The sequence below is a fragment of the Bacteroides intestinalis genome (assembly GCF_003464595.1).
Taxonomy (GTDB): Bacteria; Bacteroidota; Bacteroidia; order Bacteroidales; family Bacteroidaceae; genus Bacteroides; species Bacteroides intestinalis_A.
This window is the reverse complement of record NZ_QRZF01000029.1, coordinates 1-13,162: the sequence shown is the minus strand read 5'-3', so window position 1 is coordinate 13,162 and position 13,162 is coordinate 1. Positions and strand designations below refer to the sequence as shown.

Genomic DNA, 13,162 nt, shown 5'->3' with positions numbered 1-13,162 from the left:
GAGAATCGTTTGTGAGACTATCTCCCTTGTCACCTTGTCAACTGAAACCTTGTCAACTAATAAGTTGAGCACTTGCGAAACTTAAATAAAGTAATAATATGATGAATAAACTATTGATTTTTTTGCTTTTGTTCCTGTCTGTTTCATATTCTGTACAGGGCAGTGATACAAACTATGCAAGGACAACCGATAGAATTTGGTTGGATTCGAAAGAGGTACATCAGGGAGAATATACCTGGAAAATGATGAAAGTAGGTGATGTGAAAGCATCTGCCGAGGAAGTCTCATCATTGGGATATGATACAGGTGAATGGTTACCTGCCATTGTCCCGGGAACTGTACTTAATTCCCTTGTATACAATGAAAAGTATCCAGAACCTTATTATGGATTGAATAATAAGATTGAATCCAATAAAATACCGGATATTTCAAAGGTAGGCCGTGAGTTCTATACTTATTGGTTTCGTACCGAATTTGAGGTTCCAACTTCTTTTAAAGGAAAAAATATCTGGTTGCAACCTGACGGTATCAACTATCGTGCCGAAGTATGGGTCAATGGAAATTTGTTGAGCACAATCAATGGAATGTTTGTCAATGACTACATTAACATTACAGATTTTGTAAAAGTGGGCAATAAGAATGTTCTTGCTGTCAGAGTTTATCCGGTGGATGTACCGGGGACTACGATGCCGAAGCCTTGGGGGGCTGTAGGCGAATTTCATAATGGAGGCAATGGGAACATTGGTCTGAACACCACAATGCTTATGAGTGTGGGTTGGGATTTTACCTTTATGGATGGTATCAGAGATCGTAATACAGGTATTTGGAAGAGCATTTCCATGTATGCTACAGGGACATTGACATTACGTCATCCGTTTGTAAAGTCAGAACTTCATAAACCGGGCTATGATATAGCCCGTGAAACTATATCTGTGGAAGTGGTTAATCCGCTTAATTCGACAGATACAATCAGTGGAGTGATCAGAGGAGAGATTACGGGAGAAAATATTGTTGTAGAAAAGCCTTTCCGCATTTTGCGTGGTGAGGAAAAGCTTGTGACTTTTACTCCGGAAGAGTTTCCTCAACTCACTATCCGTAATCCACGTTTGTGGTGGCCGGTCAATAAAGGTCCCCAAAACTTATATGAACTGAAACTGACGGTGAACGTAAAAGGGCAAGTTTGTGATTCCGTTAAAACCAGGTTCGGTATTCGTGAGATCACTTCTGATACAAATACTCCTGATAAATCGCGCGTGTTCTACGTGAATGGCAAGCGAATTTTTATTCGTGGTACAAACTGGATTCCTGAAGGAATGTTACGTACTTCGGATGAACGTACCTATGCTGAGTTGAGATACACTCGCCAGGCAGGTATTAATCTGATTCGCTTCTGGGGTGGTGGCATTGCTGAATCCGACTATTTTTATCAGCTTTGTGACGAACTGGGACTATTAATCTGGCAGGAGTTCTGGATGACGGGGGATACACGCCATCCGCAGGATAAGAGCGTATATCTGAATAATGTGGAATCTACAGTGAAACGTATTCGCAACCATTCGGCTTTGGCCTATTATGTAGCTTCGAATGAGAGTTCCGAAGTTAGCGGTACTCCCGAATTATTGAACAAACTTGATGGAACGCGTGGTTATCAGATGCAATCGGAATGTGCCGGAGTGCATGATGGAAGTCCGTATAAACAAGTAAACCCGATGCAACATTATGAAAACACAGCTTCGCAAAGGGGGAGCCGTGTCGATGGATTCAATCCGGAATATGGTGCTCCGACACTCCCTACGGTTGAAATTCTTCGGGAGATGATGGATGAAAAAGACTTGTGGCCTATTAACAAAGAAGTCTGGGATTATCTGGATGGGAATGGATTCCATTTGATGTCTACCATGTACACCGATCTGGTTAATAATTATGGGAAGTCTTCTTCCATTGATGAGTTTGCACAGAAGGGACAGTTTGTAGGAGCAATGAACTCAAAAAGTATCTGGGAAGTATGGAATTACAATAAATTGGATTATGGTGACCGTTTCTGTTCCGGTTTGCTTTTCTGGTATCATAACTGTCCGGTTCGCCAGGTATGTGCCCGTATGTGGGATTGGTCGTTAGAACCAACAGCTTCGCTTTATCATACAGCCAATTCTTTGGAACCTTTGCATGCACAATTTGATTATTTAAAAAATACCGTATCAGTGGTGAATGATTTTTATCAGGCTTTTAAAGCCTACACGGTAACGGCCCAGGTATATGATATTAATAGTAAGTTGGTATTTGAAGAGTCTGCCAAAGTGGACCTTCCTTCAGATGGAGTAGCAAATGATGTTTTGACTATTCGTTTCCCTGAAAACATATCACAGGTACATTTTATTAAGTTAAGGTTGAAAGATGAAAAGAATAAAGAGGTTTCCTCCAATTTCTATTGGCGTTCGAATGACAAATATGAGGGTAAAGAAACATTGACGGGACCTACTTCTTCAGGTTTTGAGGCTTTATCCCAACTGAAACAAGCCAAACTGAAGACCTCTTATAGGATAAGAAAAACTGAAGACAAATACTTTGTGGATGTTACAGTGAGAAATATATCCAATTCTATTGCTTTCTTCAATCAGTTGCAATTCCTCAATCCGGATTTAAAACCTATCCGTCCTTCTTTCTATACGGATAATTTCTTTTCTTTGATGCCGGGTGAAAGTAAAACTGTAATTATTGAAACAGATATAAGAAAGATAGTAGAAAACCCGGTATTAGTGGTAAAAGGATGGAATGTGGATCGTAAACAGATGGACTTAAAGAAGTAAGCCTAATCTCATAACAATAAACAAATGAATATGAAAGTGAAGATGAAATTCTATATAGTCTTGCTGAATCTGTTATTTCTGTTTACAGCAGTCGATGCCCAGCCTGTCCTTCAGTATCTACATGAAGAATGGAGCTTCCGTCAGGCGCGGGGCACTAACTGGTATGAGGCTACAGTGCCGGGAACGGTTCACACAGACCTGATGAATAACAAACTGATAGATGATCCATTTTACAGACTCAATGAGCGTGGTGTACAGTGGGTGGATAAAGAGGATTGGATTTATCGGACTACTTTTGATGTGGCTCCTGAACTATTGGCTAAAAGAAATATAGTATTGCATTTTGAGGGGCTGGACACCTATGCCGACGTAACGCTGAATGGAAAGAAAGTTCTTGCTGCAGATAATATGTTTCGTGAATGGCAAGCAGATGTCCGTTCTCTCTTGAAAGAGCATGGCAATGAGTTGCAGGTTTACCTGCATTCTCCTATCAAAGTAGCTATGCCGAAGTGGGAAGCGGTTCCTTTTCAATATCGCAGTTCGAATGATCAGTCGGAAAATGGAGGTTTGCTGAATCGTAAGGTCGGAGTATTTGTTCGTAAGGCCGGCTATCATTTTGGTTGGGATTGGGGCCCTCGTCTGGTAACTTCGGGTATTTGGCGTCCTGTAGCCCTGGAGGCATGGGATGAGGTTCGTATAGATGATGTCTTTTATAACCAGAAGTCTGTGACAGCCAATCAGGCTGTAATAGACGTAACAGTAGAAGTGCTGTCTGATAAAGAAACAGAAGCAAGTGTTTCTGTAATCAATCGTACGGATAGCCGTACCGAGTGCCGAAAATTAATTCGCTTAAATAAAGGTTTGAATAAAATCCCGGTATCATTTACCATGAAGAAACCCCGGTTATGGTGGACTAATGGCTTAGGCGAACCTTTCTTGTACGACTTTGCTACAACTCTGGAACTGGATGGAAAACAAATAGATATAACAGAAGACAAACTGGGCATCCGTTCATTGAAAGTGGTAACGGCTCCTGACGAACATGGTGAAAGTTTCTATTTTGAACTGAATGGGAAACCCTTGTTTGCCAAAGGAGCGAATTATATTCCTTGCGATAACTTTCTGACACGTGTTACCGACTCTATTTATGAGAAAACAATTCAGGATGCAGTCAGTGCAAATATGAACATGCTCCGGATTTGGGGTGGTGGGGTTTATGAGAAAGATATTTTTTATGATTTATGTGATAAATACGGTATTTTAGTTTGGCAGGATTTTATGTTTGCATGTAGCGTATTCCCTGCTGAGGGTGAGTTGCTGGAAAATATTCGTAAGGAAGCTATAGATAATGTACGGCGATTGCGCAATCACAGTTGTATAGCTCTTTGGTGTGGTAATAATGAGTGCCTGGATGCTTGGTTTAACTGGAATTGGAAGAATACCTACGATAAACAGAATCCGGCTTATTCAGATATTATATGGAAGCAATTTAAGGACCAGTATTTTGTAACGTTACCGGCTGTTGTGGAGGAATATCATCCAGGGGTTTGCTATCGTAAATCGTCTCCTTACTCTGATGATAAGGGTACGCGCAATCATACGGTAGGTGACATGCATTACTGGGAAGTTTGGCAGGGATTAAAACCTCTTTCGGAATTTAAGCATGAGCGGAGCCGCTTTTTTAGTGAGTATGGCTTTCAGTCATTCCCGGAATTTGAATCAATTAAACGTTATGCACCTCTGCAGGAAGACTGGAATTTGACTTCGGAAGTGATGATGGCTCATCAGAGAGGTGGGGCAACAGCCAATAAACGTATTAACGATTTCTTGTTGTCGGAATACCGGCAACCCAAAGATTTCCGTTCATTTACCTATATGAGCCAGTTATTGCAGGCTGATGCTATGAAAATGGCTATGGAAGCACACCGGCGTGATATGCCTTATTGTATGGGATCATTGGTGTGGCAACATAATGATTGCTGGCCGGTAGCGTCCTGGTCCAGTCGTGATTATTACGGTCGTTGGAAAGCCCAGCATTATTTTACGGTAAAGTCTTTTGCTGATTTACTGGTATCACCGATAGAAGATGGCAACGTTCTTCAGGTATATATAGTGTCCGACAGACTGAAACCTACTTCAGGTGAGTTAAAGGTTTGTGCTCTCCGGTTGGATGGTGATGGTATTGTGAAGGAATTCACCAGGCAGGTCACCGTTCCGGCTAATACAAGTACGGTGGTTTGGAGAGAAACTGTGGATAAAATGTTGGATGGAGCGAATAAAGAAGATGTTGTAATCCATGTCTCTTATAGAGATAAAACCGGAAAAGAGTATACCAATAATTATTTTCCGGCTAAACAGAAGGATATGCATTATGCAACGGCACGGATTAATAAGAACTTCGTAGCGGTTGAAGGTGGTTATGATGTTACTTTATCTTGTGATGTTTTTGCAAGAGGAGTTTTCCTGTCGCTTAAAGGAGATATCGATAATTTTATATCTGATAATTATATGGATATCTTGCCGGGTAAGCCTGTGACGGTAAGAGTGACCACTGATTTACCTGGGTTACAGTTTGCGGAAAGACTGCAAGTCACTTCTTTTTCAGATGCAGTGGAACAACCGCAAGTGAAGGCTTATCCGTTGGCATCTTGCTATCAGCGTGGCAAACAACATTCTCTGAATGTAGGCCAGACTGATGTACCGGTACAAGCCTTTTCTCCTATCTATGATTTTGCTACATTTTCCTTCTCCGGCAGGCAAAAGGTTACTGTTACAGTAGATGAAGATATTAAACAGTTCACTATTTCACCTTTAGCTTTGAACATAAAAGCGGTAGCTGACGGTAATAAGCTGACGTTTGATTTGGTAGATTCCCGTTACTTGATTGTGAAGATCAACGAACTGAAAGAACTGGCTATTGCGGCAGATAATCTGGAAACAGATATACCCGAGAATGAAGGGATAGGTATATATAATATTCTCTCTGAACCTTATAAAGCCGATCCAAAAGGAGCAGAGTTGAGTACAATAGCTATTCAGACAGCTATTGATGATGCGAATCGTAATGGTGGAGGAACTGTTTATATACCGGCCGGCCTGTATTATTGCGGTAATTTAATTCTCCGTAGCAATGTGCATATTTATATGGAAGGTGGGGCTGTGCTCCGTGGAACAGGAAATCCGAAAGATTATATCACACATTACCGGAAGCAATCACTAAAAATGGATGGTACCTGGTTTATCTTTACGGAAGATAATTCTTCGAATATAAAGATCTATGGTCGTGGAATTATTGATGGGAATGGCACCTATATGCGTACTCAACATCATTATCTGAATAACCTCTTATTTCCGATGCAATGTAGCGGATTTACAGTTGATGGAATTACTTTTGTAGATAGTGGTCTGTGGGGCGTTGTTCCAACTCGTTGCGATCATGTGGCATTGCTTAATACCAAGCATTTCAATGAGAACGATAAGAACTATGAAGATGACGCTATCGATATTCAAGAGTGCCAGCATGTATTGGTAAAGCACTCGTTTGCTATTGCCGAAGATGATACTTACTCTACCAAAACCTGGTTGCAGGAGACTGATATTGCAGGAAAATGGTATGGGAAACCGGAAATACTGGATGATGTTGTCTTTGATGATTGTTTCGGATGGAGCCGGTGTGCCACTTTTAAATTAGGCTTTGGAGTGGAGCAGGATCAGACCAATCTGAGTTTTATCAATTCTTTCTCTTATAAGAGTATGCGTGCCATTGCGGTAAATCATAGATGGGGAAAAGGGATTGCCAGTAATATACTTTTTGATAATATAGATATTGAGGGATTTTGGCCTCGTGATAAGAGTGAAAGCCGCTGGTTGGAAATCAATTTACGTTCTCCTGAAAATGTGGAGAATATAACCCTCAGTAACATCAGGGTCCGTGAAGTAGGAAGTACTCCTTCTTTGATTAGAGGCTATAGTGAAAAGCATCCGATAAAAAATATCATGCTGGAAAATATATATATGCACGATCAGATGACACCGGTTCATAGCTTGCAAGAAATGAATGTAACAGATATCAAGCATATTAGCGGACTGAAAGTTGTGCGGAATTGAGATTGTGAAATGAAGAATATCATATTTGGAAAAGAAAGAAATATGAAAAAGATAACATTACTGTTTGTTGTGGCTTTTGTCTGTGTCTTTTCTACTGGCGACCTGTTTGCCAAAGGAAAGGTAAAGGTTGATAAGGCTTTGGAACATGCTGCTCGCCAGTATCTTTATATGAGAGATGAACTGAAAGGAACTAACCAGTTCCCTAAAACGTATGACAAGCATATGCAGCGCTTGAAAACCAGCAATTCAAAATGGTGGTGCAGTGGCTTTTATCCCGGAACTTTATTTTATTTGTATGAAGAAACAGGAAATGAAGAACTCTATACCGAGGGAGTGCGTATGTTGAAGTTATTGGAGCCGGAACAGTATAATGTGAATACACATGATGTTGGTTTCATGATGTATTGTAGCTATGGCAATGCCAATCGCATTGCTCCACAATCCGGATATAAAGATATTATGGCGAATAGTGCCCGTTCTCTGATTACCCGTTTCAGTCCGGTAGTGGGCTGTATCAAGTCCCACAATCGTGGATCGGATGATTATGTCGTTATCATCGATAATATGATGAATCTGGAGTTATTGTTTTGGGCGGCTCAGGCCACAGGAGACAGTACGTTTTATGACATTGCGGTGAAACATGCCGATACTACTCTAAAGAATCATTTCCGTGCCGATAATAGTCTTTACCATGGTTTGAATTATAATCCGAAGACTGGTACAATAAAGCATTATCAAGGTGGGCAAGGTTTTTCCGAGAAATCGGCTTGGGCACGTGGGCAGGCTTGGGGACTTTATGGTTATACGATGATGTATCGATTTACTAAGAAACCGGAGTATCTTGAACAAGCTATAAAAATTGCAGAATTTGTCTTGAACCATCCTAATATGCCTAAGGACCTGATTCCTTATTGGGATTATAATGCTCCCGATATACCGGATGCTTTACGTGATGCTTCTGCAGCTGCCATTAATTGTTCCGGTTTATTGGAACTATCCCAATATGTATCCGGAGACAAGGCTGAAAAATATTATAAAGCAGCTGAGAAAATGCTACAGACATTATCTTCACCGGTATATACGGCAGAGGTGGGAACCAACGGAGGATTTATTCTTAAACATTCAGTAGGAAATATACCGTCCGGTACTGAGGTTGATGTACCTTTAACGTATGCCGATTATTATTATGTAGAGGCTCTATGCCGTTACAAATCTTTGGTGGATAAGCCTTAAAATAATGATATGGTTATGAAACGATTACAACTATTTTTCTTCTTCCTTACTCTATTTTGTTCTTTGACTGGGGCTAAAGACATACGGATGGAGATGCAAAAGGAACTGGATGAAATGACAGACAGGCTGGTCTCTTCCCATCTGGAAACAAAAGTGGATGAACAGGTAGTCTCTGGCTATATGAATGCGATACGTCCGGATGGGAGTTTCCCTGATTTGGACTATATCACAGTACATGAAGGTGCCTTCTTTCCAGCCGGTACGCATCTGAAGCGATTGAAATCGATGGCTATTGCTTACCGAAAACCTGGGAGTGAGTTTTATAGTTCAAAAAAACTATTAAATAGAATTGTTGCGGGTATTGATTATTGGTATAAAGTGCGTCCTGAGTCGAAGAATTGGTGGTTTGGTGATATTGGTGCTCCGCAAGATTATATGGTTCCGTTGCTTCTGCTGAAGGGTAAGATCAGTAAAAAACAGCTTTTACATTACTCTTCCTATTTACGGGATCTTACAGGAAATAAAGGGCATAAAGGTAAAAATCGCACTTGGGTATCCAGTGTGACGATTCATAAAGGATGCATTGAGGATAATATCGATCTGGTACGGATAGGCTTTGAATCTATTGCTTCTACTATTGAAATAGTTCCCGGACAAGGTGATGAAGGTATTAAGATTGATGGCAGTTTTCATCAGCATCGTCCGCAATTGTACTCCGGTGGGTATGGGCTATCATATGTAGACGATATTGCATACTATCTGCAACTGGTAAAGGGTACTGTTTTTGATGCTTATTTTACTCCGGAGAAAAAAGAGATATTTATTAATCTATTATTAGAGGGGCATCGTTTACTCGGTTATCGAGGGACTTTTGATTTTGGTTCAATTGGCCGTAATATATCACGTCAGGAGGGGCTTAGTAACATTTCTTCTGCCACATTAGAGCGGATGGAGGAGAATGATTTACAGCACGCGGCAGACTATTCTGCATGGAAAGAACATCTGTCCGGTACTCCATTTCCTACTCCCGGTAATAAGTATTTCTGGAAATCGGATATTATGGTTCAGCATGGAGCCAATTATTATCTTTCGGCTAAAGTCATTTCTACCCGAACCAATGGTACAGAGATGCTTAATAATGAGAATCTCAAAGGGTATAATCTACCACTTGGCACAACAAATATCCTGACTTCAGGAAAAGAATATGAAAGTATATTTCCTATCTGGAATTGGAATAAAATACCAGGTACTACAGCTGTGCAACATCCGGATTCAGCCAGGCTTCAAGGATATTTATTCGGATTGAATGAGTTTGGCGGTGGAGTCAGTAATGGTAAAAACGGGGTGGTTGCTTATGAACATTGCTATAGGGGAGTAAAAGCTAATAAGGCTTATTTCTTTATGGATGATGTACTTTTGTGTTTAGGAGCCGGCATAACGTCTGATGCTCCTGAAGAAGTGGTTACAACTGTAAATCAGTGCTTTTTTACTGATAAGATGATCGTTGGCGGGGAGGGAAGTAGTACTATCTATAAAGAAAACGCATCTATAAAAAATCCCATTTGGGTGCATCATGATAAAGTTGGTTATTTGTTTCCCTTAGGTGGAGAGGTAACTGTCAATAGTCAGAAACAAAGTGGTTCCTGGAAAGATATTAATATCAGTGAGAGCGGCGAGGAAGTTTCTGATGCTGTCTTTAATCTTTGGATTGATCATGGAAAGAAGGTCAAGGATGGGGAATATGCTTATATGGTAGTTCCTGATAAGTCCTTAGAAGATTTCCAGTCATTTGTAGCTACTCAGAACTATAAGATTATTGAAAATTCGGTTACGGTACAGGCTGTCAAGCTGAATCATCAATATGCTGTTGTCTTTTATCGTCCGGGAATGGTTGAGTTGGATAGCGGGCTTACATTAACTGCGGATAAACAAGTTATTGTCTATCTTGAACAAAAGGAAAATGGTTATGATATTTGGGCGGCTGATCCGCTTTATAAACAAAGAGAGGTATGTCTTGCTCTGAATGGCAGAGAAGTGCAGATCGCTTTCCCAAAAGAAGGATTAACAGGAAGTACGACCTTTACAGATATTGCTGCTATCCAGCCTTTCGACTTAAAATGTGAATATCTGGAAAATCCTTTAGGAATTGATGTACCGAAGCCGCGGTTAAGTTGGAAAATGGGAACAACTACCAGTATGCGTGGCCTGAAGCAGACCGCTTATCAAATATTGGTATCAAGTTCCGAAGCTCTTCTGGATGCAAATCGTGGTGATCTTTGGGATAGTGGTCGTATAAATACTAATGAATCGGTGAATATAGTTTATGAAGGCGTTCCTTTAATTGCCGGACAAAAATGCTTCTGGAAAGTTCGTTTCTCCGATGAGCAAGGCAATTGGTCTTCCTGGAGTGCACCTGCCTCTTGGCGTATGGGATTATTGGCAGATGACTGGGGAGCACAATGGATAGGCAGTGAAAAAATGGAAGCTCAGAGTGTAGGAGGCCGGAAGGTCAATAATGTGATGCCCGATCCTTGGTTCCGCAAAACATTCAACTTGGAGACTATACCACAGGATGCTGTTATTTATGTAGCATCTGTCGGTTATCACGAACTGTATGTGAATGGAAAAAAGGTAGGGGATGCGGTTCTTTCTCCCTCGGTTACGGATCATAAATCGCGTGCCCGTTATATGACTTATGATATAACGAATTATCTGAAATCAGGTAACAATGCGATAGCTCTGTGGTTAGGAACCTCCTGGTCTATATTCCCAGCTTATCAACGGGAAGATAAGCCGGCTATTCCTATGGCTTTAGTCCAGGCTGAGATTATATTGCCTTCAGGAAAAGAATTGCAAATTACTTCCGATGAAAGCTGGAAGACTCATGCCAGCCCCAACACTTTATTGGGATATTGGGAAGCCCATCATTTTGAAGGCGAATGTTATGATGCGGCTTTAGAGAAAGATAATTGGAATGCCATTGATTTTGACGACTCCGATTGGGAACAGGTAAAAGTGTATCACCCTGCACTCAAAGTTTCCTCAGACCGTACGGAACCTAATCGTCTGATTCAAGAGATAACTCCTCTCTCTATTCAGGAAATTACTCCTGGTGTTTATAGAGTTGATATGGGCGTCAATTATGCCGGTTGGTTTGAAATGCAGCTTAAAGGCCAGCCTGGCGATTCAATCGTATTCCAATTCTCCGAGAGGGAAAAGGATGTTTGCAGTTATGGCATACACAGTATTTATAAAGTGGGCCCTAAACGGAAAGGAACTTTCTGCAATCGTTTTAATTATATGACGGGCCGTTGGGTACAAATCAGTGGTTTGCGCTATAAGCCAACAACAGACCAGATACGTGGTTGGATGATTCGTCCTGATTATCGCAGAAGCGGTGGATTTGAATGTGATATTCCCTTACTGAATAATATCTATCGTACCACTTTATGGACTTTGGAAAACCTTAGTTTAGGCAATTATGTGGTAGATTGTCCTCATCGTGAACGCTGTGGCTATGGTGGAGATGCTTTGGCTACCACGCGTACGGCTTTGGGGAATTATCAATTGGGAGCTTTCTATAATAAATGGATGGAAGATTGGCGGGATGTTCAAGAGGCAGATGGTAATATTCCTTATACAGCTCCTACTCGTATTGGTGGTGGAGGTCCGTCGTGGAGCGGATTCTGTATCACATTGCCATGGGAGTTTTATCGGCAATATGGAGATATACGCATCCTTTCGGAAAGTTTTCCGACAATCCAGCGCTGGCTTGATTTTTTAGAAACGAAGTCCCAACATAATATGTTGGTACGCTGGGGAGGTAAGTGGAGTTTCTTGGGAGACTGGCTTTGGCCGGATGCATGGTCGGAACGATCAGCCATGGAAAAACAAGGAAAAGCACTTGGAGATACACGTGAGACGCTGTTTTTCAATAATTGCCATTGGATTTATAGTTTGGAGACAGCAGCAAGGATAGCCGATATTTTGGGCCATAAAACAGTGGCGGCTACTTATAGGAAGCGAGCCTCAGAAATCCGTAAAGCAGTACATACGACTTTCTTTGATTCCCGGAATAATAGTTATGTGAATGGTTATCCTTCGTATCTGGCCATTGCATTAATGGTTGATCTGCCTCCTGAGAATCTGAGGACCAAAGTCTGGAAACGTCTTGAACAGGAAATTCTTGTAAATCGTAAAGGGCATTTCTGGGGAGGGATAACTGCCGGTTCATTCCTGCTGCATACTTTACTGGATAATCATCGTGATGATTTGATTTTTGAGATGGCTATGAAAGAAGATTTTCCAGGTTGGGGGAATATGTTGGAAAAAGGTAATGGTACACTCTTTGAAGACTGGGAATGTCGTGGCTCGGCTTTGCATAGTTCTTATTTATACATAGGAAGCTGGTTTATTGAGGCTCTGGGAGGTATTCGACGTACGGAATCCGGATATAAACAATTTATCATTGAACCTTGGATTACGGAGAAAGGGCCTCAGCAGGTTCGTTCACATTATAATTCGATGTATGGGAATATAGTGTCCAACTGGGCGGTGAATTCTGGTGTCCTGAATCTTGAAGTTACTGTGCCTGCTAATACTACGGCTATTTTGAAGCTGTCCGATATAGATTTGGAAACCCTAAAAGAAGGAGATTCTATATGGAAAGAAGCGAAAGGAGTTAGCTTGTATGCGCAGAAGGGAAGGGCTATCTCGCTTGCGTTGCAGTCCGGAACTTATCGTTTTTCAGTTACCATGAACTCAAGCGTTCAATAAAAAGTTGGATCAAGTTACTCTCACTACCCTCACTCTTAGTACGAGTCGTTGATAGTTAAGATATTAAGTGTGGTGGTAGTAAAAAACGGTGTGAGGGTAAGCGGGTTACTCTCACTTTCGCAGTCGCCCATATCAGGACGATGCATTTGTTTATTTCATATTAGGGGTTATTCTGCTGAGAACCAGTGATATTGACTTAATACAGAAATGGTTTACACCTATTTAACTAAAAACGGTGT

Annotated in this window: 3 protein-coding genes and 1 pseudogene; all 4 read left to right on the top strand. The window is 41.1% G+C overall.

The genetic code is table 11. The features are described 5' to 3' along the window. Positions 1-101: 101 nt before the first annotated feature. The 4 genes and pseudogenes from DWW10_RS23925 (at position 102) to DWW10_RS23910 (ending at position 12,923) form a co-directional block, all read left to right on the top strand. Positions 102-2,807 carry a glycoside hydrolase family 2 protein gene (locus DWW10_RS23925; protein WP_118422393.1) on the top strand — a complete coding sequence of 902 codons (2,706 nt, stop codon included), beginning with the start codon at positions 102-104 and terminating at the stop codon, positions 2,805-2,807. Positions 2,808-2,831: 24 nt separating this feature from the next. Continuing rightward, positions 2,832-5,426, top strand: a pseudogene (locus DWW10_RS26170) (beta-mannosidase); the annotation flags it as partial. A 1,530-nt stretch (positions 5,427-6,956) separates the two neighbouring features. Further along, the gene (locus DWW10_RS23915; protein ID WP_118422390.1) at positions 6,957-8,147 is read left to right on the top strand and encodes a glycoside hydrolase family 88 protein; all 1,191 of its coding nucleotides are present in this window, start codon (positions 6,957-6,959) and stop codon (positions 8,145-8,147) included. Positions 8,148-8,162: 15 nt separating this feature from the next. Next, complete coding sequence (locus tag DWW10_RS23910) at positions 8,163-12,923, top strand: family 78 glycoside hydrolase catalytic domain (protein WP_118422394.1); 4,761 nt, start codon at positions 8,163-8,165, stop codon at positions 12,921-12,923. The last annotated feature ends 239 nt before the right edge of the window (positions 12,924-13,162 follow it).

What these genes read in the sequence shown, in the direction of transcription:
- DWW10_RS23925 (WP_118422393.1), top strand. Translation starts at nt 102, where the DNA reads ATGAATAAACTATTGATTTTTTTGCTTTTGTTCCTGTCTGTTTCATAT.
- DWW10_RS23915 (WP_118422390.1), top strand. Translation starts at nt 6,957, where the DNA reads ATGAAAAAGATAACATTACTGTTTGTTGTGGCTTTTGTCTGTGTCTTT.
- DWW10_RS23910 (WP_118422394.1), top strand. Translation starts at nt 8,163, where the DNA reads ATGAAACGATTACAACTATTTTTCTTCTTCCTTACTCTATTTTGTTCT.